Source organism: Roseinatronobacter thiooxidans (assembly GCF_001870675.1).
GTDB lineage: Bacteria > Pseudomonadota > Alphaproteobacteria > Rhodobacterales > Rhodobacteraceae > Roseinatronobacter > Roseinatronobacter thiooxidans.
Map to the genome: position 1 here is coordinate 23,335 of NZ_MEHT01000046.1, position 26,948 is coordinate 50,282.

25 protein-coding genes and 1 tRNA gene are annotated in these 26,948 nt (G+C 62.0%); 21 read left to right on the forward strand and 5 right to left on the reverse strand.

Annotation, left to right across the window (positions count from 1 at the left end):
• Window positions 1-17: 17 nt before the first annotated feature.
• Window positions 18-1,247 (reverse strand): argininosuccinate synthase, encoded by a 1,230-nt coding sequence (locus BG455_RS15795; protein ID WP_071470983.1) that lies wholly within the window; start codon window positions 1,245-1,247, stop codon window positions 18-20.
• Between the two features lie 106 nt (window positions 1,248-1,353).
• Between BG455_RS15795 and BG455_RS15800 the strand changes: the two genes are divergently transcribed.
• The 3 genes from BG455_RS15800 to ilvA are packed head-to-tail and all read left to right on the forward strand — an operon-like array spanning window position 1,354 to window position 4,361.
• On the forward strand, window positions 1,354-2,676 hold the full coding sequence (locus BG455_RS15800) for a sodium-dependent transporter (protein ID WP_071470984.1): 1,323 nt from the start codon (window positions 1,354-1,356) through the stop codon (window positions 2,674-2,676).
• A 15-nt stretch (window positions 2,677-2,691) separates the two neighbouring features.
• Entirely contained in the window at window positions 2,692-3,117 is a 426-nt protein-coding gene (locus BG455_RS15805; RefSeq protein ID WP_071470985.1) for an acyl-CoA thioesterase, read from the forward strand.
• A complete protein-coding gene (gene ilvA, locus BG455_RS15810; protein WP_071470986.1) occupies window positions 3,114-4,361 on the forward strand; it encodes a threonine ammonia-lyase IlvA in 1,248 nt (415 codons plus the stop codon). Before BG455_RS15805 ends, ilvA begins: the two co-directional genes overlap by 4 nt.
• A gap of 13 nt (window positions 4,362-4,374) precedes the next feature.
• On the opposite strand, the gene BG455_RS15815 is transcribed toward ilvA, so the two are convergent.
• A complete protein-coding gene (locus BG455_RS15815; RefSeq protein WP_071470987.1) occupies window positions 4,375-4,716 on the reverse strand; it encodes an Hpt domain-containing protein in 342 nt (113 codons plus the stop codon).
• Window positions 4,717-4,897: 181 nt separating this feature from the next.
• On the opposite strand from BG455_RS15815, the gene BG455_RS15820 reads away from it, so the two are divergent.
• Complete coding sequence (locus BG455_RS15820; RefSeq protein WP_245735571.1) at window positions 4,898-6,178, forward strand: PP2C family protein-serine/threonine phosphatase; 1,281 nt, start codon at window positions 4,898-4,900, stop codon at window positions 6,176-6,178.
• 662 nt (window positions 6,179-6,840) lie between these two features.
• On the opposite strand, the gene BG455_RS15825 is transcribed toward BG455_RS15820, so the two are convergent.
• Window positions 6,841-7,062, reverse strand: coding sequence for a hypothetical protein (locus BG455_RS15825; RefSeq protein WP_143079946.1), 222 nt, complete (start codon window positions 7,060-7,062; stop codon window positions 6,841-6,843).
• A 407-nt stretch (window positions 7,063-7,469) separates the two neighbouring features.
• Here BG455_RS15825 and hslO point away from each other — a divergent pair, with 407 nt between their 5' ends.
• The 7 genes from hslO to BG455_RS15860 all read left to right on the forward strand — a co-directional run bounded on the left by hslO (window position 7,470) and on the right by BG455_RS15860 (window position 14,873).
• Entirely contained in the window at window positions 7,470-8,417 is a 948-nt protein-coding gene (hslO, locus tag BG455_RS15830; RefSeq protein ID WP_071470989.1) for an Hsp33 family molecular chaperone HslO, read from the forward strand.
• Window positions 8,407-9,012, forward strand: coding sequence for a CoA pyrophosphatase (locus BG455_RS15835; protein WP_071470990.1), 606 nt, complete (start codon window positions 8,407-8,409; stop codon window positions 9,010-9,012). Before hslO ends, BG455_RS15835 begins: the two co-directional genes overlap by 11 nt.
• Window positions 9,003-10,136: a CCA tRNA nucleotidyltransferase gene (locus tag BG455_RS15840; RefSeq protein ID WP_071470991.1), complete on the forward strand. Its 1,134-nt coding sequence runs from the start codon at window positions 9,003-9,005 to the stop codon at window positions 10,134-10,136. Before BG455_RS15835 ends, BG455_RS15840 begins: the two co-directional genes overlap by 10 nt.
• 64 nt (window positions 10,137-10,200) lie before the next feature.
• Window positions 10,201-12,093 (forward strand): ABC transporter ATP-binding protein, encoded by a 1,893-nt coding sequence (locus BG455_RS15845; protein ID WP_071471098.1) that lies wholly within the window; start codon window positions 10,201-10,203, stop codon window positions 12,091-12,093.
• 140 nt (window positions 12,094-12,233) lie between these two features.
• On the forward strand, window positions 12,234-13,448 hold the full coding sequence (locus BG455_RS15850; RefSeq protein WP_071470992.1) for a class I SAM-dependent RNA methyltransferase: 1,215 nt from the start codon (window positions 12,234-12,236) through the stop codon (window positions 13,446-13,448).
• A gap of 36 nt (window positions 13,449-13,484) precedes the next feature.
• Window positions 13,485-14,282, forward strand: coding sequence for an ion transporter (locus BG455_RS15855; protein ID WP_071470993.1), 798 nt, complete (start codon window positions 13,485-13,487; stop codon window positions 14,280-14,282).
• Between the two features lie 84 nt (window positions 14,283-14,366).
• Window positions 14,367-14,873 carry a L,D-transpeptidase family protein gene (locus BG455_RS15860; RefSeq protein WP_071470994.1) on the forward strand — a complete coding sequence of 169 codons (507 nt, stop codon included), beginning with the start codon at window positions 14,367-14,369 and terminating at the stop codon, window positions 14,871-14,873.
• A gap of 2 nt (window positions 14,874-14,875) precedes the next feature.
• Here the strand turns inward: BG455_RS15860 and BG455_RS15865 are convergent.
• Window positions 14,876-14,962: transfer RNA gene (locus tag BG455_RS15865), tRNA-Leu, on the reverse strand.
• Between the two features lie 175 nt (window positions 14,963-15,137).
• A complete protein-coding gene (locus BG455_RS15870; RefSeq protein ID WP_170124756.1) occupies window positions 15,138-16,589 on the reverse strand; it encodes a divergent polysaccharide deacetylase family protein in 1,452 nt (483 codons plus the stop codon).
• Between the two features lie 174 nt (window positions 16,590-16,763).
• On the opposite strand from BG455_RS15870, the gene BG455_RS15875 reads away from it, so the two are divergent.
• The 10 genes from BG455_RS15875 (at window position 16,764) to BG455_RS15920 (ending at window position 26,910) form a co-directional block, all read left to right on the forward strand.
• Window positions 16,764-17,345, forward strand: a complete 582-nt coding sequence (locus BG455_RS15875; protein ID WP_071470996.1) for an anthranilate synthase component II — start codon at window positions 16,764-16,766, stop codon at window positions 17,343-17,345.
• On the forward strand, window positions 17,342-18,364 hold the full coding sequence (gene trpD / locus BG455_RS15880) for an anthranilate phosphoribosyltransferase (RefSeq protein ID WP_071470997.1): 1,023 nt from the start codon (window positions 17,342-17,344) through the stop codon (window positions 18,362-18,364). Before BG455_RS15875 ends, trpD begins: the two co-directional genes overlap by 4 nt.
• A gap of 20 nt (window positions 18,365-18,384) precedes the next feature.
• Window positions 18,385-19,194, forward strand: coding sequence for an indole-3-glycerol phosphate synthase TrpC (gene trpC, locus BG455_RS15885; protein WP_071470998.1), 810 nt, complete (start codon window positions 18,385-18,387; stop codon window positions 19,192-19,194).
• A gap of 1 nt (window position 19,195) precedes the next feature.
• The gene (moaC, locus tag BG455_RS15890; protein WP_111361306.1) at window positions 19,196-19,675 is read left to right on the forward strand and encodes a cyclic pyranopterin monophosphate synthase MoaC; all 480 of its coding nucleotides are present in this window, start codon (window positions 19,196-19,198) and stop codon (window positions 19,673-19,675) included.
• Window positions 19,672-20,835: a molybdopterin molybdotransferase MoeA gene (locus tag BG455_RS15895; protein WP_071470999.1), complete on the forward strand. Its 1,164-nt coding sequence runs from the start codon at window positions 19,672-19,674 to the stop codon at window positions 20,833-20,835. The genes moaC and BG455_RS15895 overlap by 4 nt, the downstream gene beginning before the upstream one ends.
• Window positions 20,836-20,913: 78 nt before the next feature.
• Window positions 20,914-21,606 carry a transcriptional repressor LexA gene (lexA, locus tag BG455_RS15900; protein ID WP_071471000.1) on the forward strand — a complete coding sequence of 231 codons (693 nt, stop codon included), beginning with the start codon at window positions 20,914-20,916 and terminating at the stop codon, window positions 21,604-21,606.
• Window positions 21,607-21,791: 185 nt separating this feature from the next.
• On the forward strand, window positions 21,792-23,042 hold the full coding sequence (locus BG455_RS15905) for a sarcosine oxidase subunit beta family protein (protein WP_071471001.1): 1,251 nt from the start codon (window positions 21,792-21,794) through the stop codon (window positions 23,040-23,042).
• Between the two features lie 85 nt (window positions 23,043-23,127).
• On the forward strand, window positions 23,128-23,415 hold the full coding sequence (locus BG455_RS15910; protein ID WP_071471100.1) for a sarcosine oxidase subunit delta: 288 nt from the start codon (window positions 23,128-23,130) through the stop codon (window positions 23,413-23,415).
• Window positions 23,412-26,357 carry a sarcosine oxidase subunit alpha family protein gene (locus BG455_RS15915; RefSeq protein ID WP_071471002.1) on the forward strand — a complete coding sequence of 982 codons (2,946 nt, stop codon included), beginning with the start codon at window positions 23,412-23,414 and terminating at the stop codon, window positions 26,355-26,357. Before BG455_RS15910 ends, BG455_RS15915 begins: the two co-directional genes overlap by 4 nt.
• Window positions 26,350-26,910 carry a sarcosine oxidase subunit gamma gene (locus BG455_RS15920; protein ID WP_071471003.1) on the forward strand — a complete coding sequence of 187 codons (561 nt, stop codon included), beginning with the start codon at window positions 26,350-26,352 and terminating at the stop codon, window positions 26,908-26,910. The genes BG455_RS15915 and BG455_RS15920 overlap by 8 nt, the downstream gene beginning before the upstream one ends.
• Window positions 26,911-26,948 lie beyond the last annotated feature (38 nt).

Here is a 26,948-nt window from a genome sequence, read left to right on the forward strand (position 1 = left end):
CAAGAAAATGGGCCCTGTCAGGACTTAACCCGACGGTTGCGCGCGGCAATCAGCTTCAGGCGCAGCGCGTTCAACTGGATGAAACCTGCCGCATCTTTCTGGTCATAGGCGCCTGCATCTTCTTCAAAGGTGACATGGGCCTCGGAATACAGGCTGTGATCGGACCAGCGCCCGATGGTACGCACATGGCCTTTGTAGAGTTTCAAGCGCACTGTGCCGCTGACATGTTCTTGCGATTTGTCGATCAAGGCTTGCAGCATCTCGCGTTCGGGCGAGAACCAGAAGCCGTTATAGATGAGTTCCGCATAGCGCGGCATAAGGCTGTCTTTCAGATGGCCCGCGCCACTGTCGAGGGTGATCTGTTCGATCCCGCGATGCGCCTCTAGCAGCAGGGTGCCGCCCGGCGTTTCATAGATGCCGCGCGATTTCATGCCGACAAAGCGGTTTTCCACGAAATCCAGCCGCCCGATGCCGTGGCGGCCACCATAGGTGTTGAGTTCGGTCAGGATCGTGGCAGGCGACATGGCCTGCCCATTGATGGCGACTGCGTCGCCTTTCTCGAAGGAGATCTCGATAATCTCGGGCTGGTCGGGCGCATCTTCGGGGTTGACGGTGCGCTGATAGACGTAATCGGGCGCATCCACTGCCGGATCTTCCAGAACCTTGCCTTCGGAGGAGGTGTGCAGAAGGTTTGCATCTACCGAGAAGGGCGCTTCGCCGCGCTTGTCCTTGGCGATGGGAATCTGGTTGGCCTCGGCGAATTCCAGAAGGCGCGTGCGCGAGGTCAGATCCCATTCGCGCCAAGGCGCGATCACCTTGATCTCGGGGTTCAGCGCATAGGCTGACAATTCAAACCGCACCTGATCATTGCCCTTGCCGGTGGCCCCATGCGCAACCGCATCGGCCCCAGTCTGGGCGGCAATCTCGACCAGTCGTTTGGAAATAAGCGGGCGCGCGATCGAGGTGCCCAGCAGATACAGCCCCTCATACAAGGCATTCGCGCGGAACATGGGGAAGACGAAATCGCGCACGAATTCTTCGCGCAGGTCTTCGATATAGATATTTTCTGGCGCGACGCCCAGCATTTCGGCCTTGGCGCGCGCAGGCTCCAACTCTTCCCCCTGCCCCAGATCGGCGGTGAAAGTGACCACTTCGCAGTCATATTCGGTCTTGAGCCATTTGAGGATGATCGAGGTATCCAGCCCGCCCGAATAGGCAAGCACGACTTTCTTTGGGGCTTTGGTCATGGGGACTCCGGTCACAGACTGCGATTTTGCATTCGTCTATTGGCTTTGCCGCCGCTGGGCAAGGGGGCGCGATTGAAACGCGCGCGCGCCTGCTTAGGTCTGGGGCATGGACGAACGACATCTGGACCCGAAGAAGAACCGCAAACAATGGTCATCCGAGCCGGCCTTTGTCTTTTCCATGGCCGCCGCCGCAGTGGGGTTGGGGAATCTGTGGCGGTTTCCCTATATGGTGGGCGAAAACGGCGGCGCTGCGTTTATCGTGGCCTATCTGCTGGCGCTGGTTGTGGTGGCCATGCCGATCATGATGCTGGAAGTGGCGGCAGGGCGTTTGCGGCAGGGGTCTGTTGTCACAACCTATCGCGGGGCCACGCGGCTGGGTGTTGTCTATGGCTGGGCGGTTGTGGTGCTGACCATTGTGATCACCAGCTATTATCTGGTCATCACCGGATGGACGCTGGGATATGCGGTTGATGCGCTGCGTCTGGAATTGCAGGATTTCGATGACTTCACCGCAGGCTATAATTCTGTCTGGTATTTCCTGATTGTCACCACCCTTGCGGGGCTTGTGCTGCTGCGCGGGGTGCGCGCGATCGAGGCATTGTCCAAGCTGCTGATGCCGTTATTGGTGCTGATGATTGCCGCGCTGGTGGGCGTGGCCGCCACCATGCCCGGCTGGTCAGAGGCGGTGGCCTTCATGACAACATGGGACGCAGCCGCCCTGCGCGCGCCGGAATTGTGGTTCTTCGCTTTCGGGCAGGCGTTTTACACGCTGGCGATTGGTCAGGGCTATCTGGTCACCTATGGCAGCTATATCCCGCGCAAGACCAATGTGCCGCGCGCAACCCTGATTGTTGCTGCAACAGAAACGACAATCGCGCTGATGGCGGGCTGGATGATCTTTCCCTTCGTGTTTTCCTACGGGATGGACCCCGGCGCAGGCAGCGAGCTGGCCTTCTCGACCCTGCCGCGCGTGTTTGAGGAGATGGAGATTGGCATCTGGCTGGCGATTGCCTTTTTCGGCATGTTCTTTGCGGCCGCTTTTTCCATTTGTCTGGCAGGGCTTAAGGTGATTGTCGCGGCCTTTGCCGAAGAATTGCGCCTGTCCAATGCGCGCGCGGTGGGGCTGACTGCGGCGCTGATGTTCGGGCTTGGCCTGCCCTCGGCGCTAAGTTTCAGCCCCGTACAACTGACTGTGGCAGGCATGCCGTTTCTGGATTTTCTGGACCAGTTCGGCGGCACGAATGTCATCATTGCCTCTGGCATCATCGGGGCGGGGCTGTTGTGCTGGGTGCTGCCGCCATCGCGCGTGGTCTATGCGCTGGGGGCCAAAAGCCGCTGGTGGTCATGGCGTATCTTCATTGTCGGGCGCAGCCTGCCCTTCGCGGCAGTTGCGTTTCTTGTCTGGCGACTGGTATCAGGGACAGAGTGAACAGGGGATAGCGCCATGAGCAAGCGGCTGGAGCTTTTGCGCGGGGTGGTGCACCCGTGGCACCACGACCATTTCGGGCATATGAATGTGCGCCATTACGCGCCGTTTTTCGACGATGCGACCTATCACTTATGGACGCGACTGGGGCTGGCCTACCGCGAGATGCTGGCCAATCATGGGGTGCATCTGGTCACAGCGCAGGCGACCACGCGCTTTGTGCAGGAATTGCAAGCAGGCGATCTGATCGTGATTGATGGCAGTGTCGAGGGGCTGGGCACCAAAAGCTGCACCTTTCATTTGCGCATGCTGCATGCCGATACAGGCGCGCTGCACGCAACATATGATCTGGTCGAGGTGTTTTTCGACCCCAAGACCCGGACATCCGCACCTATGCCGCAGGCGATCCGGTTGCAGCTTGAAACCTGGGTGGCCGCGACATGAGCGAATTTGCCAAAGCCGCGCGCGCTGCCACTGCCGCGATGCGCGATGTGTTCGAGGCCACGCCACTGGCCCGCAATGACCATTTGTCCAAGCGGTTTGGCGCGGATATCTGGCTGAAACGCGAAGACCTTAGCCCGGTGCGCAGCTACAAGATACGCGGTGCGTTCAATGCCATGCGCAAGCGCCTTGCCACCCATCCCGGCCAGCGCCATTTTGTCTGTGCCAGTGCAGGCAACCATGCGCAGGGCGTGGCCTTTGCCTGCCGGCATTTCGGGGTCAAGGGCACGATCTTCATGCCAGTGACCACGCCTGCGCAAAAGATCATGAAAACGCGCACCTTTGGCGGCACTCATGTCGAGATTACGCTGGTGGGCGATATTTTCGACCAAGCCCTGACGGCGGCGCAGGCCTATTGTGCCGCGCAAGGCGCGCATTTCCTCTCGCCCTTCGATGATGATGACGTGATCGAGGGGCAGGCCAGCGTGGCCGTTGAAATGCTGGCGCAGCTGGGCCACGCGCCGGATATGGTGATCTTGCCTGTGGGCGGTGGCGGGCTGAGCGCGGGGGTCACGCGCTACATGTCCGACACCGGCACCACCACTGCACTGCGCTATGTCGAGCCGCTGGGCGGGGCCAGCCTGCAAGCGGCCCTGGGCGCGGGCGCGCCTGTCACGCTGGGCCAGCTGGACAGTTTTGTAGACGGTGCCTCGGTCGCGCGGATCGGCGCGCGCACCTTTCAGCACCTGCACCAGATCAACCCCGACCACCTGCTGATCGCGCCGGAAAACCGCATTTGCGTCACCATGCTGGAAATGTTGAATGTCGAAGGAATTGTGCTGGAACCTGCGGGCGCGCTGTCGGTCGATGTGCTGCCTGCGCTTGCCGCGCAGATCGCAGGCAAAACCGTGGTTTGCCTGACTTCGGGCGGGAATTTTGATTTTGAGCGCCTGCCAGAGGTCAAGGAACGCGCGATGCGTCATATGGGCACCAAGAAATACCTGATGCTGCGCCTGCCGCAACGCCCGGGTGCCTTGCGCGATTTTCTGGAAACGCTTGGCCCCGAAGATGACATTGCGCGGTTTGAATATCTGAAAAAAACCGCGCGCAATTTTGGCACAGTATTGATCGGGATTGAAACCATACGGCCCGAAAATTTCGACAGCCTGTTTGACCGCATGTCGGCGCAAGGGTTCAAATTTACCGATATCACCGATGATGAGGTGATCGCGGGGTTTGTGATCTAGGGCGCGGTTTTTTTCATTGCCGGATTGCATCTGTCTTCTCCCGCCACTCGCGTTCAAACTGGGTGCAGGCTGGCGGGAACAGCGCCAGAACCTGTTCTTTCTCTTGGCGGAAATCCGTGCCGCGCGTGGCGTTCTCCTCACCTGCCGATGTCAGCGCGGCCATGTCCAGAAAGCCCAGATTCAGCGCCGCCCCTTTCAGGAAATGAAACGCCAGCCGGTGCGCATCAGGCGTGTCGGCCATGGCCAGCCGCGCAAGCCCGTCTTGCACCTCTGCCATGAACAGCGCGACCACTTCGGCGAACTCTTCTTCGCCGAAATCTGCGCAAAGGCCCGCGACATGCGCCCAGTCAATCATTCTCCGTCCTTTCTGCCAATTCCCTGCAAAATGCCATGTAACTGCTAAGATTCCGTTACCTGCCACGCGCCTGTGACAAAGCCCTGCACCTTTACTGTTACTTAAGAAAACTCTGCGAGACCTGTGTGCGACAGAGTGTAACTGGTTCATAATTTACGGGTTCAAACGCGTGCCGCACAAAGTGACGAAACCAACAATCAGGCCCGATGCGCAAAAAGTCGCGCTGATCGTCGATGACAGTCGCGCGCAGCGTCTGATCTTTGCCAAACATCTGCAAGGGTGGGGGTACCGGACGCATGAGGCCGGGTCCGGCCTGCACGCGCTGGAGGCATGCAGCACACAGCATTTCGACCTGATTCTGTCGGACTGGATGATGCCGGAAATGGACGGGCTGGAATTCTGCCGCGCCTTTCGTGCCATGCAGGGGGACCGCTACAGCTATTTCATTTTGCTGACCTCGAAAAATGACAAGACCGCTGTGGCCGAGGGGCTGGATGTCGGCGCAGATGATTTTCTGCCCAAGCCGGTTTCCCCTGTGGAATTGCGCGCGCGAATCACTGCAGGCGAACGCTTGCTGGCGATGGAGCGAGAGGTGCGCGCCGCGCTTGAAGAGTTGCAAAACCTGTATGATGCCCTTGACCGTGACCTGATGGAAGCGCGCAGGCTGCAACAATCCCTGATCCGCAAGCGCCAGCACAATTTTGAAGGCAACACGCTGTCGTTGTTGCTGCAATCCTCGGGGCATGTCGGGGGGGATATGGTTGGCACATTCATCATCTCGACCGCGCGGATCGGGGTTTATGCCATAGATGTCTCGGGGCACGGGGTGGCCGCCGCCATGCTGGGCGCGCGGGTGGCGGGGCTGTTCTCTGGCGGCGAGCATCATCAGAATATCGTGCTGATCCGTGATCCGGGCACCGGCAAACCCCGCGCGGGCGCCCCGCATGAGGTCGCCGCGCGGATTAATGACCTGATGCTGGAGGAGTTTGACACAGAAACCTACCTTACAGTTGTTTATGCCGATATTGACCTGCGCACCGGCAGGTTACGGCTGGTTCAGGCGGGCCACCCGCATCCTGTCATCCAGCGCGCCGATGGCCGGATAGAGTATATCGGCGAAGGCGGCCTGCCCATCGGGCTGATCCCCAATGCAAGTTTCGCCACAATAGAGGCGCAGTTGATGCCCGGGGACAGGTTGCTTTTGTATAGCGATGGCATAACCGAATGCACCAATCAGCATGCCGAGGAATTTGGCGAGGAGGGTTTGAAAACTGCGCTGGCGAAGCTGGCGCATCTCAAAGGTGTGGAATTTGTTGACGCCCTGAAATGGGAGTTGCTGCACTGGTCGGGAAAAGACGAGTTCGAGGATGATGTCTCGGGCGCGTTGTTTGAATTCAATCACGCCATGCAGGCACCGAACGCGCCACCGCGCTATTATCGGGGGGTGCCGGTCGAGACGTGACGCACTGGCAGCGCAGTGCAAGGCGTTGGTGACACAAACATGCAGGCACATAGGACGATGCAAAGCGCGCAAGTGGCAAAACCCCTTGCACCGGACATGGCGCGCAGCTGTGCTGTGCTGTGCAAATGATCGCCGCACGGTGGCGGCCGCCTTGGTCCGTATGCCGCGCGGGCCGTGAGCACTCGGCTGCCTGTCTGGCGCGCGGGCTATGGGCACTGGCCTGCCTTTATTTCATACGGACGATAAGCGCTGGCGTAACCACGCTTTGTGCGGACCACAGGCTCGGACCCCTGTATATGGCGGAAGCCATCGGCGCTGGCCTGCCCATATGCAGCGCGCGTTATGGGCGGTGGCTGGCCCCCGTATGTTGCGCATGCCATAGGCGTTGGTCAGACCAAATGCCGCGCGGGCCGTTGGATCGGCCCCCTGTATATGGCGGCAGCTATAGGTACTGGCCTGCCCATATGCAGCGCGGTTTATGGGCGATGGCTTTCCCCATAAGTTGCGCAGGCCATAGGCATTGGACAGACCAAATGCCGCGCGGCCGTTGGATCGGCCCCCGATAGGCGGCGCGGGCCATGAGCCTCCGCCCAAAATGTCGCGCGGGCCATAGGCTCTGGCCTAACCATATCTCATGCGGGCCATAGGCCCTGCCCCCATCCCTATAGCAGCGCGGCGCATGGGCGCTGGCCTGTCAGCATGTCACAAGGGCCATGGGCACCGGCCTGCTCGTATTTCGCCCGGTTCATAGGCTCTGGCACCCATATGCTGGGCGTATCATAACTGCTGGTCTGCCCATATTCCGCACAGCCCATAGGCTCTGGGCCACCCTTATGCTGCGCGGGCCATTGGCCCTGCCCCATCCCTATAGCAGCGCGGCGCATAGGCGCTGGCCTGTCAGCATGTCACAAGGGCCATGGGCACCGGCCTGCTAGTATTTCGCCCGGTTCATAGGCTCTGGCACCCATGTGCTGGGCGTATCATAACTGCTGGTCTGCCCATATTCTGCACAGCCCATAGGCTCTGGCCTAACCATATCTCATGCGGGCCATTGGCCCTGCCCCATCCCTATAGCAGCGCGGCGCATGGGCGCTGGCCTGTCAGCATGTCACAAGGGCCATCGGCGGGCGCACCCATATGCCGCGCGGCCCCAAAGCGCTTGGTCTGACCAGACACACCACAGGCCGTGGCACGTCAGGCACCCGATCACACTTGGCCCTTGGGCGGAACTTCCTATATGGAGGGGCCAGACATGCGGCAAACCCTGCCTGCCAAGACAAGGAATAGTTTTATGAGCTTCGGCGCACAGATCGCCTGGGATGATACCGTCCTGCCATTCCAGCTGGATCGCAGCGATATTCGCGGGCGGGTCGCGCGGCTGGATACCGCGCTGGAACGCGTGCTTGCCCGCCACACATATCCGCCTGCGGTCGAGGCTCTGGTGGCCGAAGCCGCCCTTCTGACCGCGATGATCGGCCAGACAATCAAACTGCGCTGGCGTTTGTCGGTGCAAGTGCGTGGCAGCGGCCCGATCCGGCTGATCGCCACCGATTACTACGCCCCCACCGAGGACGGCGCGCCTGCGCGCATCCGCGCCTATGCCAGTTACGACAAGGACCGCGTGGCCCCCGATGGCCCCGCATTCGAGCAGATCGGCAAGGGCTATTTCGCCATTCTCATCGATCAAGGCCCCGATATGACGCCTTATCAGGGCATCACGCCGATTGCAGGCACCTCGCTTTCCGATTGCGCCGAGGCGTATTTCGACCAGTCCGAGCAATTGCCAACGCGGTTCGAGTTAAGCTTCGGGCGCACTATTCTGCCCGGCCAGCCCGAAAAATGGCGCGCGGGCGGGGTGATGCTGCAACATATGCCGCAAGCCTCGGGCACCAGCCCGCGCGCAGCAGAGGGCATTGCAGAAGACTGGTCGCGCGCCAATCTGCTGCTGGACACGGTCGAGGAGCTGGAACTTGTCGGCCCCAATGTGCAGCCGCCCGAATTGCTGTTGCGCCTGTTCCATGAAGAAGCGCCGCGCGTCTTTGACCCGCAAGCGGTGCATTTCGGCTGTTCGTGTTCCGAAGACAAGGTCCGCCAAAGCCTGTCGATCTATTCGGCCAAGGACATTTCCACCATGACCACCCCCGAAGGCACAGTTACCGCAGATTGCCAGTTCTGCGGCGCACATTACATCATGGACCCTGTCACTCTGGGCTTCGAGGCCCGAGGCAATGACGATTGACCCCATCGAAAACCTGCGCGCGGCGCTTGCGAAACCTTGGCAAGAGTCGAGTGATTTCGACCTGAACCCCGGGTTTGTGCTGCCGGAAAACCGCGTGTTGCGGCCTGCGGCAGTGCTGGTGGGGGTGTCGCGCACGCCTGATGGCCCGCGTCTGGTGCTGACCAAGCGCGCCTCGCATCTGCGCAATCACCCCGGCCAGATCGCCTTTCCCGGCGGGCGGCAGGACAAGGGCGATGCGGATCTTGTCGCCACCGCCTTGCGCGAGGCGGAAGAAGAAATCGGCCTTCCGCGCGATGCGGTGCAAGTATTCGGCGCGCTGCCTGCGCATGAAACCGTGACCGGCTTCATGGTCACCCCCATTCTGGCCGAGATCACGCGCGACTTCACCCCGCGCCCCGACCCCGGCGAAGTGGCCGAGATATTTGCAGCCCCCCTTGCCCATGTCACCGACCCTGCCCGCTTTCGGGTGGAACGGCGGATCTGGCGCGGCACTTGGCGCAATTACTACATTGTGCCTTGGGGGCCGTATTACATTTGGGGGGCGACAGCGCGCATTCTGCGCGGGCTGGCCGAAAGGACAGGGCCATGCAGATAGCGGGCGCATGGCTGCACGCCCCCGCAACCCAACAGGTGATGCGCCTGATCGCAGATGCAGGGCATCAGGCGCTGGTCGTGGGCGGGTGCGTGCGCAATGCGCTGATGGGCGTGCCGGTGACGGATATCGACATCGCAACCGATGCGCGGCCCGAAATGGTCATGGCACTCGCCGAGAGGGCCGGATTGCGGGCGGTGCCAACGGGCATAGAGCATGGCACTGTCACCTTGGTACTCGCGGGGCAAGGGTTCGAGGTGACGACCTTCCGGCGCGATGTGGAAACCCATGGCCGCCATGCCACTGTCGCCTTTTCCAGTGATCTGGCAGAAGATGCCGCGCGGCGCGATTTCACCATGAACGCGCTTTATGCGCGCGCAGATGGTACTGTGCTGGACCCGCTGGGGGGCTTGCCTGATCTGCAGGCGCGGCGGGTGCGGTTTGTGGGCGATGCGGGCGCGCGTATCCGCGAAGATTACCTGCGCATTCTGCGGTTTTTCCGCTTTCACGCGCAATATGGCGATGCCGCGCAAGGGTTGGATGCCGATGCACTGGCGGCGTGTGCGGCAGGGGTTGACGGGCTGGCGCGCCTCTCGCCCGAGCGGATCGGGGCGGAGATGCGAAAACTGCTTTCTGCCCCAGACCCTGCCCCTGCAGTCTGTGCCATGGCGCAATGCGGCGCGCTGGTGCATGTGCTGCCCGGCGCGCAGGCAGAGGGGCTGGCGGTGCTTGTGCATCTGGAAGACGGCATTGGCCCCGACTGGCTGCGGCGTTTGCTGGTGCTGGGCGGGCAGGCAGGCCATCTACGCCTGACCCGGCGCGAGGGGCGTGATATGGACAAGATGCGCGCGGCCCTGTCCGCGATGGTGCCTGCGGGTGAAATGGCCTATCGCATGGGCGCGGGGCTTGCACGCAATGTCGTGCTGGCGCGCGCGGCCTTGTTTGAAACACCCCTGCCGCCCGATTGGCAGGCTTGCATCGCGCGTGGGGCGGCGGCCCGATTCCCACTGCGCGCACAGGATTTGCCGCATCTGCAAGGGCCTGAGCTGGGCGCAGGGTTGCGCAGGCTGGAGGAGCGTTGGATCGCGTCGAATTTCAGCATGAGCAAGGCAGACTTGCTGGCCTGACTGGCCTTTGGCCCGCGCCGCCCCTATATCTGGCATCAGGATCGGGGGCGATGTGCTACAAAAACTGACCACACAGACAGAAGATTTCACGCCGGAAAACAGGCCCGGGCCTGCGCAACGCCTTGCAGGATTGATCGACGCGTTCGAGCGCGCGCCCTCACCCCCGCCGCGCAGCCTATGGGCTTTCATGCTGTGGTCGGTGCGCGGGGCATGGCCTGTTCTGGTTCTGGCGGCGGTCATCTCGGCACTGGTTGGCACAACCGAGGTGGTATCGGCCCTGCTGCTTGGGCTGATTATTGACGCAGTGGTGGAAACCGGGCCGGTCGAATTTCTGGCGCAGCATATGTGGCTGGTGGTCAGTTTCATTTTGTTCTTCGTCATTTTGCGCCCTTTGGCCTTTGGCCTGTCATCAGCGGCAAATTCGATCGTGGTGCAGCCCAATGTCTATGTGCTGGTGCAATCGCGCCTGAACCGCTGGACGCTGGGCCAGCCGGTGACATTTTTCGACAATGATTTCGCAGGGCGAATCGCGCAAAAACAGGTGCAGACCGCCCGCGCGCTGACGGATGTGGCGAATGAAACCATCAACACGATGGCATTCGCGCTGGCCTCGATCATCGGCTCGGTCATTTTGCTGCTGACGATTGACGCGCGCATCGCGCTGGCGCTGGCTGTGTGGCTGGTGGGTTATCTGGCGCTGATCCGGTATTTCCTGCCGCAGGTGCGCAAACGCTCTGGTGCAAGGGCGGGGGCGCGGGCGCAGGTCAGCGGGCAGGTGGTGGATACGATCACCAATATCAAAACCGTCAAGCTGTTTGCCCATTCCGAGTTTGAGGACCGCGCCGCATTGAACGCGATGGGCGTGTTTCGGGACCGCGCGGTGGAATTTGGCGAGGTGCAAGCGTGGTTCCGATTCTGGCTGATGGTGGTCGCGGGCGTGCTGCCGGTGCTGCTGATCGGCGGCACGCTGTGGCTATGGATGCTGGGACAGGCCACACCGGGGGCGATTGCGGCGGCGGGCGCTGTAGCCATCCGCATTGCGCAGATGACAGGCTGGGTCAGTTTCGTTCTGATGGCGATTTACGGCAATCTGGGCGAGGTCGAGGATGGGATGAAAACCCTGACCAAACCCTCTACCCTGCAAGACGCCGAGAATGCGGTGGAACTGGGGCGCGTGACAGGTGCTTTGCATTTTGACGATGTGAATTTCGCCTATGGCCGCCAGACCGGCGGGGTTGAAGGACTGGCGCTACAGATTGCACCGGGCGAGAAGATCGGGATTGTGGGCGCATCGGGTGCAGGCAAATCCACGCTCGTTGCGCTGTTGCTGCGGCTGTATGATGTCGAAGGCGGGCGCATCATGGTTGACGGGCAGGATATACGGCAGGTCACGCAAGAAAGCTTGCGGCGCAATATCGCGATGGTCACGCAGGAAACGGCGATGTTCAACCGCTCTGCCTTCGAGAATATCCGCTATGGCCGCCCCGATGCCACGCTGGCGCAGGTCGAACAGGCCGCCCGCGCAGCAGAGGCGCATAAGTTCATTCTGGACCTGCAAGACGCCGAAGGGCGGCGCGGCTATGACGCGCATCTGGGCGAACGGGGCGTGCGCCTGTCGGGCGGGCAGCGCCAGCGCATTGCCCTTGCGCGCGCGTTTCTGAAAGATGCGCCCATTCTGGTGCTGGATGAAGCAACATCGGCACTGGATTCCGAGGTTGAAGCGGCAGTGCAGGACGCGTTGGAGCCATTGATGGAGGGCAAGACCGTGCTGGCCATCGCGCATCGTCTGTCCACCATTGCGAAACTGGACCGCATCATCGTGCTTGACGATGGCCATATCATCGAGCAAGGCACACATGATGAATTGCTGGCGGCAGGCGGCACCTATGCCCGTTTCTGGGCGCGGCAATCGGGCGGGTTTTTGGGGTTTGACGACGATGTGGACACAGCAAGCTGACCAGACGGGCCAAGAGGCCCCGGCGCGTAGGCCGGGGCTGCCAGCGTGACGGAGTTCCACCAGATCGCCCCCTGCCTTTGGCTTGCCCCGCGCAGAGCCTGTGCCGTGCCGCAAGCCCCCCTTTGGACAGGCTGGCCCATATGACACACACAACCATCCTGCGACTTGGCCATCATGGCGATGGCATTGCCGACGGCCCGGTCTATGTGCCGCGCACCCTGCCGGGCGAGGTGGTCGAGGGCGAGATTGCGCAAGGGCGCATGGACGCGCCGCGCATCGTCACGCCCTCGCCCCTGCGCATAAAGGCGCCCTGCCCGCATTACCGAAATTGTGGCGGCTGTGCCTTGCAGCATGCGCAGGCGGATTTCGTGAGCCAGTGGAAAGAGGGGGTGATCCGGCAAGCACTGGCCGCGCAAGGGCTGACGGCAGAGTTTCGCGCGCCCCATATCTCGCCCCTGCACAGCCGGCGGCGCGCCAGTTTTTCTGGGCGTAGATTGAAGAAAGGCGCGCTTGTGGGCTTTCATGCCCGCGCATCCGATGTGATTACACCTGTGCCCGAGTGCCTGATCCTGCACCCCGACCTGACCGCCGCCCTGCCCCTGCTGGAAGACGTAACCGCGCGTTTCGGGTCGCGCAAAACCACGATGTCGCTGTCGCTGACACGGTCTGATGCGGGGCTTGATCTGGCGGTTTCAGGCGGCAAGCTGCTGGATGACGCGATGCGCGCCGAACTTGGACAATGGGCCGGTCAAGCCGGGCTTGCGCGTCTGGCATGGGAGGGCGAGGTCGTGGCCCAAGCGCACCCGCCCTTTCACCAGATCGGGCGCGCGAAAATCACCCCGCCCCCCGGTGCGTTTTTGCAAGCAACCAAACCGGCAGAGCAGGCGTTGCAAGCGGCTGTAGCGACAAGCGTGGGAAATGCCGCGCGCATTCTGGACCTGTTTGCAGGCTGCGGCACCTTTACCCTGCCTTTGGCCGAGCGCGCGGAACTGCACGCGGTGGAAGGCGAGGCACCGATGCTGCACGCGCTGGATGCAGGCTGGCGGCAGGCCACAGGGTTAAAGCGCGTCACCCATGAGGCGCGCGATCTGTTCCGCCGCCCCCTGCTGCCTGCGGAGCTGGCAAAATATGACGCCGCCGTGATCGACCCGCCCCGCGCGGGCGCCGAGGCACAGGCAAATGCCCTTGCGGCCTGCGCCATTCCGCGCATTGCAGCCGTGTCTTGCAGCCCCGCCACTTTCGCGCGCGATGCAAAAATACTTATCGGCGGCGGGTATCGCCTTGACTGGGTGCAAATGGTCGATCAATTCCGCTTCAGCCCGCATGTGGAGCTTGCAGCCCAGTTCACAAGATAGCATATCGCGCCCAGCAACCGCAGAACGGGGACCAAGATGCTTAGCCGTGAAAAGACCGCCGCCTTTCTGGACCAGCCTTGGGTGCGCAACGGGATTATCGTTGTCATCATCTTCAACGCGATCCTGTTGGGGATGGAGACCTCGGATACCCTGATGGGGTTTGCGGGGCCGCTGATCCTTGGGCTGGATGCGGCCTGTCTGAGTATTTTCGTGGTTGAACTGGTGCTGAAATTCCATGCCCAACGCGGGAAATTCTGGCGCTCTGGCTGGAATATCTTTGATTTTCTGATCGTGGGCATCTCGCTTGTGCCCGGCGCACAGGGGTTCAGCGTGTTGCGGGCCTTGCGGATTCTGCGCCTGCTGCGGGTGGTTTCTGTCAGCCCCAATCTGCGCCGCGTGGTCGAAGGGTTCATCAAGGCGCTGCCCGGCATGGGGTCGGTGTTTTTGCTGATGGGCATGTTGTTCTATATCGGCGCGGTCATGGCGACCAAGCTGTTCAAGGAAACATTCCCCGAATGGTTCGGCGATCTGGGCAATTCGGCCTATACCCTGTTCCAGATCATGACGCTGGAATCATGGTCGATGGGGATTGTCCGGCCTGTGATGGAGGCCTACCCCTATGCTTGGGCGTTCTTTGTGCCCTTTATCATGGTTACCACATTTGCAGTGGTGAACCTGCTGGTCGGTCTGATCGTGAACTCGATGCAAGACGCACATGCCGCCGAGAGCAATCAGGCGACCGAGGATTACCGCGATGAGGTGCTCAAACGCCTTGCTGCGATTGAGGAGCGCTTGAACGCCACCCAACGCGAAAAAGTGCCGCCCGCTGAATGACGCCTGCGTGATCGGCCCAACAAGAAGCCTTGGCAGAATCACGCGACTAGGGCATGGTCACATAAAAATCCCGAGGCAGTCTTCATGAGCTTTTTCCGAGTTTTCGCCGCATTGGCGTTTGTTGCTGTGCTGGCATCTTGCGCAGCCCAGCCCCCCAGCAAATTCCGCACCTATAACGGCCCCGAAGTCACGCAGGTCGTGGTTTACAAAGCCGCGCGCCGGATGGAGTTATGGCACCATGACCGCGTATTGCGCAGTTTCAATGTGCAACTTGGTGGCGCTCCATTCGGGCATAAGCAGCGCGAAGGCGACAGCCGCACGCCCGAAGGTGACTACATCATCGACCGGCGCAACCCCAACAGCCGGTTTCATCTGTCAATCGGCATAGATTACCCCAACCTTGCGGATAAAGCCTATGCGAAAGCGAATGGCTGGAAACCGGGCGGCGATATTTTCATCCACGGGCGCGGCCCAAGGTTCCAGAATGCGCGTGGCGATTGGACAGATGGGTGTATCGCGGTCTCTGACCGAGAGATGGAAGATATCTATGCCATGGTGCGCGATGGCACACCCATACGCATAAATCCCTGAACTGGTGGCCGCTGTGGGAGTCGAACCCACACGCCCTTGCGAGCAACGGATTTTAAGTCCGGTCTGTCTACCAGTTCCAGCAAGCGGCCAGTTGTGGCGATGGTCTAAACCGCAGCGCTGGAAGCTTCAAGCCCAGAGTGTTGCGGCCTAAATTACCACTGCTTAAAGCGTTTCGGTTTTCTGTTGAAACGCTGAAACGCTGTGGCTTTTGGCTTTGCCGCAATTGCGAACCGGAAAAGCCGATCAACTCTGCCTGAAATTGCTTCAGTCATCGCGCAGCAGAATGCCCGAGACGGGCACCAGCGCAACCTGTCCGCTGCGCCGCTCGGCCTGCCATGTCTGGAGTGCATCAAGTGTTTCTTCATTGGCGGCATCGCCAAAGACGATAACATGCCCGATCTGGCTGGCCTGAAATACAGCACGGTCCAGATAGCGCCGGATGGTGAATACACTCTCGCCCGCCGCATCCAGCACGCGGAACACTTCGGCATGTGCAATACCCGCCGCTGTGGCGGCGCGGCCTGCCTGTGTCAGCCCGCCTGCAAAAGTCAAAAGCCCATGGCCGTCTTGCGCAAGCAACGGCAGCACTTCGCGCAGCAGGCCCGCATTTCGGGCAAAGCCGTTTTCCGGCACGTCGATCACAGCGACCGCCAAGGGCACAGCCCCGAAATAAGCATTGAACGAGACATCAAGATCAGACGCGGTCGCGCCCGAAGGCAGACCGGATGCAAGGATCACCACCTCTTTGCCTGCGGCGTGATATATCTCTGCGGCCTCTTGCGCGGTGCTGTCCATCGGGTCCAGCGCAATGGTAAAGGGCAGGTCCAGCGCGGCAAGGTCGCGGCGTATGGGCATTGGCAGGCCCGCATCAGACAGGATCAGCGCCATTTTATCGGCAGTGCCGTCTTGTGCCTGATACACTGAATTTCGCAGCAAAGCGGGGCGCGGTGTCACATCGGGCACGGGGTCTTGATCCACTGTTACTGGCACATCTTCCCCGCCGCCAATGCGCGGCAAACCCTGCGCACGGGTGCCGGGCATGGTCTGGCGCGGTTCCGGGCCTGCCTGGCGGGCGGGCGCGCTTTCAGCTTCGGGGTCAGAGCCGGCCTGTGGCGCGTCCTCCACCTGAACCAAAGGCGCGGGCGGAACCAGTTCAACCCCTTCTATGGCCATATCTGCACGCGGGGCCGAAGCTGCGCTTGGCAGTGGCGCGGGCGCGGCGGTGCTGTCTTGCGCGTCAGGCAATGCGGGCGCGCCATCCTCGGGCAGGGCATCGGCGGGCAACGGGGGGTGCAAGTCAATATGCGGGCTGTGCGGCACAGGGATGTCGGTCAGTTCGGTGTCTGCTGGGGCATCCAGCAAAACGGTATCTTCCAGTGCCAGCATATCTTCGGCCATATCGGCACCCTGTGGCGGCAGGAGCACCAAATCTTCCGGCCTATTAAAGTCCGGCATATCCGCGTCTGGCAATGGCGCATCTGCGGCACCTTCCGGCATGTCTTGGGGGGCAGGGTCCAGCGGTGCCACGGGCGTGTGAGGCTGCCCTTCGACCAGCGGGCGGGGGGCCGATACCTCACCCTCGGGCACTGGCTGCGAAAGGGGGGCATCGCCTGCACTTCCACTAGGCGGCGGCGGAAAGATCACAGTGGCACCAATGACACCAGCCAAGACCAAACCAGCCCCCGCCGCCAAACCTGCAAAAAGACTGCTGTTCACACTATGCCCCATGTTTACAAATAAAAGCCTGCCCTGCGCTTATACTGCACAGCTTTGGTTGATTCTTCCACAAAACCGCGCGCATATCAAACGGAATGGCGCACGCGCCCTTGACCTTGCCAGCATGTGGCGGGCATGTAGGCACTCTGTGGATTATGGCACCGGAACGCGCTCATGCTGCTGCTGATCGATAATTACGACAGTTTCACCTACAATCTGGTCCATTATCTGGGCGAGTTGGGGGCCGAAGTGATGGTGCGGCGCAATGATGCGCTGGATGTGCAGGCGGCACTGGCGCTGAACCCTTCGGCCATTGTGCTCTCGCCCGGGCCATGCGACCCTGATCAGGCAGGCATCTGCCTGCCCCTGACCCTAGCTGCCGCAGAAGCGCGCGTGCCCCTTCTGGGGGTGTGCCTTGGGCACCAGACCATCGGGCAGGCGTTTGGCGGGCGGGTCATCCGCGCGCCCCAAATTGTGCATGGCAAGCTCGGCGAGATGCACCATGCCGGTATGGGTGTGTTCAAGGGTCTGCCCTCGCCGCTGATGGCCACGCGCTATCATTCGCTGGTGGTGGAGCGTGAGACATTGCCCGATTGCCTTGAGGTCACAAGCTGGCTGGAAGATGGGTTGATCATGGGGCTGCGCCACCGCGACCTGCCGATTGAGGGCGTGCAATTCCACCCCGAAAGCATCCGGTCGGAACATGGGCATGCAATGCTGCGCAATTTTCTGGATCAGGCAGCCGTGGCCGCATGATGGATGACCTTAAACCCTTGATCGGCATTGCCGCCACCCGCCCCCTGACCCGCGCCGAGGCCGAGGCCGCGTTCAACCTGCTGTTCGAGGGGCAAGCAACACCCGCGCAAACCGGCGGGTTTCTGATGGCCCTGCGCACACGCGGCGAAACGGTGGATGAATACGCCGCTGCCGCCAGCGTGATGCGCGCCAAATGCGTCAAGGTGCGCGCGCCCGAAGGCGCGATGGATATTGTCGGCACTGGCGGCGATGGCAAAGGCACGCTGAACATTTCCACCGCCACAGCCTTTGTGGTGGCAGGTGCGGGCGTGCCTGTGGCCAAGCATGGCAACCGCAACCTGTCATCGAAATCGGGCGCGGCAGATGCGCTGGGGGCCTTGGGCATTGATGTGATGGTCGGCGCGAAAGTGGTTGAACAGGCGCTGCACGCGGCGGGCATCGGCTTTATGATGGCCCCGATGCACCACCCTGCCATGCGCCATGTCGGCCCTGTGCGCATGGAACTTGGCACGCGCACAATCTTCAACATTCTTGGCCCGCTGACCAACCCCGCAGGCGTGAAATTCCAGTTGACCGGCGCGTTCACCGCCGATCTGCTGCGCCCCATGGCCGAGACGCTGCGCACCTTGGGCACCGAGCGCGCGTGGCTGGTGCATGGCGGCGATGGCACGGATGAATTGTCGATTGCCGCCGCTTCTCAGGTCGTGGCCCTTGAAGGGGGCGAATTGCGCGCATTCACCCTGCACCCCGAAGATGCAGGCCTGCCGCTGCACCCGTTTGAAGATTTGCTGGGCGGTGCGCCCGAAGAAAATGCCCGCGAATTGCGCGCCGTGCTGCAAGGTGCGGGTCGCCCTGCCTACCGCGATGCTGTGCTGCTGAACTCTGCCGCCGCGCTGGTGATCGCAGGCAAGGCCACCGCGCTAAGTGAGGGGGTCGCGCAGGCGCGCGACAGTCTTGCCTCTGGCGCGGCCATGCGCGCGGTCGAAGCACTTGCCCGCATCAGCCCCATATCTGCCTGAAACTCTGAAAGTCTGCACCCATGGCCACCATTCTTGACAAGATCAAAAGCTACAAGCTGCAAGAGGTCGCAAGCCGCAAGGCCGCGCGCCCGCTGTCAGAGGTGGCAGAGGCCGCGCGCAATGCCCCCGCCCCGCGCGGCTTTGCCGCTGCCTTGCGCAAGGCGGAAGCGACCGGCTACGGGCTGATTGCCGAGATCAAGAAAGCCAGCCCTTCCAAAGGGTTGATCCGCGCCGATTTCGACCCGCCCGCACTGGCCCGCGCCTATGAGGCGGGCGGGGCGACCTGCCTGAGCGTGCTGACCGACACCCCCAGTTTTCAGGGCGCTGACCATTTCCTGACGCAAGCGCGCAGCGCCACCGCCCTGCCCGCGCTGCGCAAGGATTTCATGTATGACACCTATCAGGTGGCCGAAGCCCGCGCGCTGCATGCCGATTGCATTCTGATCATCATGGCCTCTGTCTCTGACATGCAGGCGCAGGAGTTGGAACAGGCGGCAATGGCTTGGGGCATGGATGTGCTGGTCGAGGTGCATGACGAGGCAGAACTTGACCGCGCGCTGGCGCTCACCTCGCCCATGCTGGGGATCAACAACCGCAATCTGAACACCTTTGATGTCACGCTAGAGACAACGCGCCGCCTGTCGCGCCTTGTGCCACAGGGCAAGATGCTGATCGCCGAAAGCGGCATTTATACCCCCGCCGATCTGGCAGATCTGGCAGGGTATGGCGCGCGCAGTTTCCTGATTGGCGAAAGCCTGATGCGCCAGCCCGATGTGGCACTGGCCACCCGCACGCTGCTGGCAAACCCGATCAAGCCCGAAAAGGTGTAATGTGGAAAAACTGACCCATTTCGACGCCGAAGGCCATGCGCATATGGTTGACGTGTCGCAAAAGTCGCATACCGCCCGCGTTGCCGTGGCCGAAAGTGCGGTGCAGATGCTGCCCGAAACCTTGGCGCTTGTCACCGAAGGCCGCGCCAAAAAGGGCGATGTCTTGGGCGTTGCGCGGCTGGCGGGGATCATGGGCGCGAAACGCTGCGCCGATCTGATTCCGCTGTGCCACCCGCTGCCAATCACCAAAGTCTCGGTCGACCTGACCCCGGATGACACCTTGCCCGGCGTGCGTATCCGCGCCGAAGTGCGCACCACTGGCCAGACAGGTGTCGAGATGGAAGCACTGACCGCAGCCTCGGTCGCGGCGCTGACGATCTATGACATGCTCAAGGCCGCAGAGAAATCGATGACCATCACCGCCACCCGCGTGGTGCTGAAAGATGGCGGCAAATCCGGCCGCTATGAGGTGCAGCCGTGATCCCCGCTGAACAGGCGCTGGCGCAGGTTTTTGCGCTGGTCACGCCGCTGGCCACGGAAGAAGTAGAACTGCCCCGGCTTGCAGGCCGCGTGCTGCGCGCGCCCGTCACCGCCCAACGCGACCAGCCCCCTTTTCCCGCCTCTGCGATGGATGGCTATGCTGTGTCCACGGATACAAACAGCTACCGCGTGATCGGCGAGGCCGCTGCCGGCCACGCTTTCGCAGGCCGCCTGACAGCGGGAGAGGCTGTGCGCATCTTCACAGGCGCCCCCGTGCCGGACGGCGCAGACCGCGTTATCATTCAGGAAGATGTCACGCGCACAGGCGACCAGATTACCCTGACCCACCCCTTGGATGCGGCCTTGCATATTCGCGCCCAAGGCAGTGATTTCAAAGCAGGCGACCAGATCAGCGCTCCGCGCCGCCTGCGCCCTGTTGAACTGGCGCTGCTGGCCGCGATGAACTGCCCCCGCGCCACTGTCAGCCGCCGCCCCGATGTGGCAATCATTGCCACAGGGGATGAGTTGGTCATGCCCGGAGAGACACCGCGCCCTGATCAGATCATCGCCTCCAACGCCTTTGCGCTGAAAGCCATGGCCGAGGCTGAAGGCGCGCGCGCCCGCATCCTGCCCATTGCCCACGACACCGAAGCCAGCCTGCGCGCGGTGCTGGAACTGGCCGCAGATGCCGATCTCATCGTCACCATTGGCGGCGCATCCGTGGGCGACCATGATCTGGTCGGGCCTGTGGTCGATGCGATGGGCGCAAGCCGCGCCTTCTACAAGGTCGCCATGCGCCCCGGAAAGCCCCTGATGGCAGGGCGGCTGGGTCAGGCGCTGCTGCTGGGCCTGCCGGGAAACCCTGTGTCTTCTATCGTATGCGGGCATTTGTTCATGCGCCCTGCCCTGCGCGCGATGCAGGGGCTTGGGGCCTATCCGATGCAAACCGCCACAGCCGCGCTGGAACGCGACCTGCCCGCCAATGGCCCGCGCACGCATTATATGCGCGCAAGCCTTGGCCCCGGCGGCACCATCGCGCCCCACCCCAATCAGGACAGCGCGCTGCTGGGCGTGCTGTGTCAGGCCGATGCGCTGCTGATCCATCCCGCAGGGGATGGCGCGCGCAAGGCAGGGGAACAAATGCGGTATATCCCTTTGTGAAACCGTTGACACAAGCGCGGAACAGAGGTAGAACATCGTGAGAGTATTCGTGGCAAATCCATAGCCGGGGGGCGCGCCGTGCTGACACGCAAGCAGATTGAACTTCTCAAACTTATCCATACACGCATGGAAACAGATGGGGTTGCGCCTTCGTTTGACGAGATGAAAGATGCGCTGGATCTGCGGTCAAAATCCGGCATTCACCGCCTGATCACCGCCTTGGAAGAACGCGGTTTTATCCGCCGCATGCACCACCGCGCCCGCGCGATCGAGGTGCTGAAACTGCCTGACGCGCTGCAAAAAGACGGGTTCGAGGCCAAGGTCATCGAGGGCGGCGCGCGTGAAAAACCCACCCCCCCTGCAAAAGCCCTGCCGGTAGATGCCTCGGCACTCAGCCTGCCGATTATGGGCCGTATTGCCGCCGGCACCCCGATTGAGGCCATCAGCGCCGTGGTCAATGACATCTCGGTTCCCGCCAGCATGCTGCGGGGCCGCGCCAGCCATTACGCGCTGGAAGTACAGGGCGATTCGATGATCGATCTGGGCATAAATGACGGCGATATCGTTGTGATCCGCGAACAGGATACCGCCGATAACGGTGATATCGTTGTCGCACTTGTCGAAGGGCTGGAAGCCACACTGAAACGCTTTCGCCGCCAGAATGGCATGATCGCGCTTGAAGCGGCCAATCCGGCCTATGAAACGCGGTTGCTGCGCGATGATCAGGTGCAGGTGCAAGGGCGGCTTGTCGGGCTGATCCGCAGCTACTAGGCGCGCCGAACCCGACAGTCATACCCCCGTCGCTTGACGCAAGATGTCGGGTTTGTAGCTTCCAATTTCCTGCCGCGCACCAAGATTCCGGCCCGCATGTCGTATCCGGCAAACCCGATGTCCGATTTGAAGACAGCGCCGTTGCATAAATCTGCTACCACTGCGCCGTGCAAGGAGTGGGCCGCATGCGCTATTCAGGTTTTCGCGTCATCAAAGAGGCTTTGAGCGGCCATAAAGGCTGGGAACCCGCGTGGCGTACCCCGGAACCGAAACCGCATTATGACATCGTCATCATCGGCGGCGGCGGTCATGGGCTGGCCACGGCCTATTACCTTGCCAAGGAATTCCACCAACACAAGATCGCCGTGATCGAAAAAGGCTGGATCGGCGGCGGGAATGTCGGGCGCAACACCACGATCATCCGCTCGAACTACCTGCTTGATGGCAATGAACCGTTCTATGAATTCTCGCTCAAGCTATGGGAGGGGTTGGAGCAGGATTTCAACTATAACGCCATGGTCAGCCAGCGCGGGATTCTGAACCTCATCCATTCCGACGCCCAGCGCGACGCCTATATCCGGCGCGGCAATGCCATGCTGCTGAACGGGGCCGATGCCGAACTCCTTAGCCTCGACCAACTGCGCCGCGAATACCCGTTCCTGAATTTCAACGATGCGCGCTTTCCCATCAAGGGGGGGCTGGCACAGCGACGCGGCGGCACTGTGCGCCATGACGCGGTCGCATGGGGCTATGCGCGCGGGGCCGACTCGCGCGGCGTCGACATCCTCCAGAATTGCGAAGTGACCGGCTTTCGCATCGAGAATGGCCAGTGCAAAGGCGTCGAGACATCGCGCGGCTTCATCGGCGCAGGCAAGGTCGGCGTTGCAGTGGCGGGCAATTCCACCCGCGTCATGGCGCAGGCCGGCATGCGCCTACCAATTGAATCCCATGTGTTGCAAGCCTTCGTCTCGGAAGGGTTGAAGCCGGTTTTGCCCGGCGTCATCACCTTCGGCGCAGGCCATTTCTATTGCAGCCAATCCGACAAGGGCGGGTTGGTCTTCGGGGGCGATATTGACGGCTATAATTCCTACGCCCAGCGCGGCAACCTGCCTGTGGTCGAGGATGTGGCAGAGGGGGGCATGGCGCTGTTCCCCGGCCTTGGCCGCGTGCGGCTGCTGCGCATGTGGGGGGGCGTCATGGATATGAGCATGGACGGCTCGCCCATCATCGACCGCACGCATATTGACGGGCTCTATTTCAACGGCGGCTGGTGCTATGGCGGGTTCAAGGCAACGCCTGCCTCTGGCTGGTGCTTCGCGCATCTGCTGGCAACCGACACCCCCCACCCCACTGCCACCGCCTACCGTTTCGACCGCTTCGCGCGGGGGCGCATGATCGACGAAAAAGGCATGGGTGCCCAACCCAACCTGCATTAAGGGCGGCGCATATGATGTCATTTTCTTGCCTGAAATACTCAAATTCCACCCGCTCCACCGGGACCAGCCGCCAAAGGGGGCGCGCATGATCATCAACCATCCACTCCTTGGCCCCTGTGACGCGCAGGAATTCACCTATAAGGGCGACGCAAGCCTGATAAACCGCCCCGATGGCATGGCCGAGGGGGCAGAGGGTGCCTTTTACGACTACGCCTATCTGCGCGACAATCCGGCGGGCCTGCACCGCGAATTGTGGTTTCACGAACAGGGCGACCGCAGCTGGCTGGTGGTCACACGCAATACCGTCACGCATGAGATCACCAAGGTAGAACTGGCGCGCGATGTTGCGCGCAACATGGGGCGCAGCACATGAGGCTTGGGACAGGCGGCCAGATCAACCGCGCGCGCAAGATCAGCTTCCGCTTCGACGGGCAGTATTTCAGGGGCCATCCGGGCGACACGCTGGCCTCGGCGCTGCTGGCCAATGGCGTGCGTTTGATGGGGCGCTCGTTCAAGTATCACCGCCCGCGCGGTGTCTTGACCGCAGGCAGCGAAGAACCCAATGCGCTGGTCGAATTGCGCACAGGCGGGCGGCAGGAACCCAACACCCGCGCCACCACGATCGAGCTGTTTGACGGCTTGCAAGCCAAGTCGCAAAACGCATGGCCCAGCCTGAAATTCGATGCGCTTGCGATCAATGACCGTTTGTCGAATTTTCTGACAGCGGGGTTTTATTACAAGACTTTCATGTGGCCTGCGGCATTTTGGGAAAAGCTGTATGAGCCGATCATCCGGCGCGCGGCGGGGCTGGGGTCCATCACCACCAAGGCGGACCCGGACCTTTATGACAAGGGGTTTTTGCATTGTGACCTGTTGATCATCGGCGCAGGCCCGTCTGGCCTTGCAGCGGCTTTGACAGCGGGTCGGGCGGGGGCGCGCGTGATCGTGGCGGATGAGGATTTCCGCATGGGCGGGCGCCTGAATGCCGAGACATTCGCGCTTGGCGACCAATCCGGCGCAGACTGGGCCACAAGGGCTGTGGCCGAACTGGACAGCATGCCCAATGTGCGCCTTTTGCCGCGCACGACGATTTTCGGTGCGTTCGATCATGGCATCTATGGCGCGGTCGAGCGTGTGTCGGATCATCTTCTTACCCCCTCCCCCGACAAGCCGCGCCAAATTCTGTGGCGCATCTATTCCAAGCGCGCCCTTCTATGTGCAGGCGCGATTGAACGGCCCATTGCTTTTGCCAATAACGACCGCCCCGGCATCATGACCGCCAGCGCGTTGCGCGCTTATGTCAACCGCTGGGCGGCCAGCCCTGCTGACACGGTTGCGGTTTTCACCAATAATGACGACGGGTACCGCACCGCCACCGACCTGATGGATGCAGGCATCACTGTTGCCGCCGTTATCGACACACGCACGGACGCGCCCGCCTTGCGCGGGGTCGAGGTGTTGGCCGGTGCACAAGTGACCGACAGCGCGGGCCGGTTGGGCTTGCGGTCTGTAACCGTGCGGTTGGCCAATGGCCAAAGCCGCAACCTGAAAGTTGGCGCGCTGGGTATTGCGGGCGGGTGGAACCCGAATGTCGCGCTAACCTGCCACCAGCGCGGGCGGCCTGTCTGGAATGATGCGATTGCCGCTTTCATGCCGGGGGCAGACCTGCCGCAGGGCATGCAGGTTGCAGGCGCGGCGCAGGGGCAGTTCAGCACCCATGCGGCCTTGCAAACAGGGGCGGCGGGGGCGGCGGCTATAATGGCCGATCTGGGCCTGTCTGCCCCTGCTGCCGATCTGCCGCAGGCCGAGGATGCGCCGGTCAACATTACCCCGTTCTGGCATGTTGGCGGCACCAAGCGCGCATGGCTGGATTTCCAGAATGATGTGACCGTCAAGGATGTGAAACTGGCGCACCAGGAAAATTTCCGTTCGGTCGAGCATCTGAAGCGCTACACAACATTGGGCATGGCAACCGATCAGGGCAAAACCTCGAACATGGGCGGGCTTGCGGTCATGGCCGAACTGACGGGCCAAAGCATTCAGGCCACGGGCACCACCATCTTCCGCCCGCCCTATACGCCGGTTGCAATGGGGGTGCTTGCGGGCCGGTCCACAGGGCAGGATTTTCGCCCGACCCGCCTGACCCCCAGCCACACATGGGCGACGGAACAAGGCGCAGTCTTTGTCGAGGTGGGCCTATGGCTGCGCGCGCAATTTTTCCCGCGCGCGGGCGAGAAAACATGGCGCGAGAGTGTGGACCGCGAGGTTCTGGCCACGCGCGCCTCTGTCGGGGTGTGCGATGTGACCACCCTTGGCAAGATTGATGTGCAGGGGCGCGATGCAGCCGCATTCCTGAACCGCATCTATTGCAACGGCTTTGCCAAGCTGGCGGTGGGCCGCGTGCGCTACGGGCTGATGCTGCGCGAGGATGGCATCGCCATGGATGACGGCACCGCCGCCCGTCTGGCCGAGGATCATTTCGTCGTCACCACCACCACCGCCAATGCCGTGCCCGTGTACCGCCACATGGAATTTGCGCGCCAATGCCTGTGGCCGGATATGGATGTGCAACTGATCTCGACCACCGAAGCATGGGCGCAATATGCCATCGCTGGCCCCAATTCTCGCAAGCTGTTGCAAAAAATCGTGGACCCCGCATTTGATCTGTCGAATGAGGCATTCCCCTTCATGGCCTGTGGCGAAGTGACAGTATGCGGCGGGTTGCGGGCGCGGGTGTTTCGCATCTCGTTCTCGGGCGAGTTGGCCTATGAACTGGCCGTTCCCACCCGCTATGGCGATGCGCTGATGCGCCGGTTGATGCAGGCGGGCGCAGAATTCGATGTCACCCCCTATGGCACCGAGGCGCTTGGCGTCATGCGCATTGAAAAGGGCCATGCTGCGGGCAATGAATTGAACGGCCAGACCACCGCGCGCGATCTGGGCATGGGCCGTATGGTCAGCGACAAGAAAGACAGTATCGGCGCGGTCCTGTCGCGGCGCGAAGGGCTAAACCAGCCGGACGGGTTGCGGCTGGTGGGGTTCAGGCCCAAGAACCCGCAGGCCCGCGTGCTTGCGGGCGCGCATCTGCTGGAAATCGGGGCCAAGGCGACAGCGGCCAATGATCTGGGCTATGTCACCTCGGCATGTTATTCGCCCAATCTGCAATCCTACATCGCCATCGGGTTTCTGAAAGCGGGCCAGAGCCGCATGGGCGATGTGCTGCGCGCCGCCTCGCCCTTGACGGGCGATGATGTCGATGTCGAGATCGTCCCGGCGCATTTCATCGACCCAGAGGGAGAACGACTTCGTGCATGATCTGCCCCCCCTGACCGCCCTCGGCGGCACCACGCCCCTGCAAGACAGCATCGGCCCTGTGACATTTACCGAATCGCCCGACTGGGCGCTGGCCTCTGTCGCCGCAAGGCTGGGGCAGGAAGAGGGCTGCCGCACCGCGCTAGCAGCCGCATTGGGCGGGGCCGCGCCTGCCATTGCCGCGCATGTGCAAGGGCCGGATCTGGGCGCGTTCTGGACCGGCCCCGACATCTGGATGGTGGAGGCACCGTATCACAGCCACGAGACGCTTGCGTTGACGCTGAAAGCGCAGTTGGGCGACTGCGCCAGCGTGACCGAGCAAAGCGATGCATGGGTGCGCTTCGATATCAGCGGCGAGGGGCTGGAGCAGGTGTTCGCGCGGCTGTGCAACCTTGATCTGGCGCGCATGGCGGCGGGGACTGCGCGGCGCAGTGTGATCGAGCATCTGGGCTGTTATGTCATTCGGCGCGCAGATGGCGTGCATGTTTACGGGCCGCGATCTTCGGCGCGCAGCTTGCACCATGCCCTGATCAGTGCGGCGCGTGCTGTGTTCTAGGGGTCTGCGCATCATGCAAGGTTCTCAAGGGCGGCTTT

Excerpts from the sequence above, each read along its gene's own strand:
- BG455_RS15915 (WP_071471002.1), top strand. The coding sequence starts at position 23,412 with ATGAGGCTTGGGACAGGCGGCCAGATCAACCGCGCGCGCAAGATCAGC.
- BG455_RS15825 (WP_143079946.1), bottom strand. The coding sequence starts at position 7,062 with ATGCGCCGCGCTGCTATAGGGATGGGGCAGGGCCAATGGCCCGCGCAG.
- hslO (WP_071470989.1), top strand. The coding sequence starts at position 7,470 with ATGAGCTTCGGCGCACAGATCGCCTGGGATGATACCGTCCTGCCATTC.
- BG455_RS15815 (WP_071470987.1), bottom strand. The coding sequence starts at position 4,716 with ATGATTGACTGGGCGCATGTCGCGGGCCTTTGCGCAGATTTCGGCGAA.
- BG455_RS15905 (WP_071471001.1), top strand. The coding sequence starts at position 21,792 with ATGCGCTATTCAGGTTTTCGCGTCATCAAAGAGGCTTTGAGCGGCCAT.
- BG455_RS15855 (WP_071470993.1), top strand. The coding sequence starts at position 13,485 with ATGCTTAGCCGTGAAAAGACCGCCGCCTTTCTGGACCAGCCTTGGGTG.
- BG455_RS15850 (WP_071470992.1), top strand. The coding sequence starts at position 12,234 with ATGACACACACAACCATCCTGCGACTTGGCCATCATGGCGATGGCATT.
- ilvA (WP_071470986.1), top strand. The coding sequence starts at position 3,114 with ATGAGCGAATTTGCCAAAGCCGCGCGCGCTGCCACTGCCGCGATGCGC.
- BG455_RS15840 (WP_071470991.1), top strand. The coding sequence starts at position 9,003 with ATGCAGATAGCGGGCGCATGGCTGCACGCCCCCGCAACCCAACAGGTG.
- BG455_RS15795 (WP_071470983.1), bottom strand. The coding sequence starts at position 1,247 with ATGACCAAAGCCCCAAAGAAAGTCGTGCTTGCCTATTCGGGCGGGCTG.
- BG455_RS15835 (WP_071470990.1), top strand. The coding sequence starts at position 8,407 with ATGACGATTGACCCCATCGAAAACCTGCGCGCGGCGCTTGCGAAACCT.
- BG455_RS15860 (WP_071470994.1), top strand. The coding sequence starts at position 14,367 with ATGAGCTTTTTCCGAGTTTTCGCCGCATTGGCGTTTGTTGCTGTGCTG.
- BG455_RS15800 (WP_071470984.1), top strand. The coding sequence starts at position 1,354 with ATGGACGAACGACATCTGGACCCGAAGAAGAACCGCAAACAATGGTCA.
- trpD (WP_071470997.1), top strand. The coding sequence starts at position 17,342 with ATGATGGATGACCTTAAACCCTTGATCGGCATTGCCGCCACCCGCCCC.
- BG455_RS15875 (WP_071470996.1), top strand. The coding sequence starts at position 16,764 with ATGCTGCTGCTGATCGATAATTACGACAGTTTCACCTACAATCTGGTC.
- BG455_RS15910 (WP_071471100.1), top strand. The coding sequence starts at position 23,128 with ATGATCATCAACCATCCACTCCTTGGCCCCTGTGACGCGCAGGAATTC.
- BG455_RS15805 (WP_071470985.1), top strand. The coding sequence starts at position 2,692 with ATGAGCAAGCGGCTGGAGCTTTTGCGCGGGGTGGTGCACCCGTGGCAC.
- trpC (WP_071470998.1), top strand. The coding sequence starts at position 18,385 with ATGGCCACCATTCTTGACAAGATCAAAAGCTACAAGCTGCAAGAGGTC.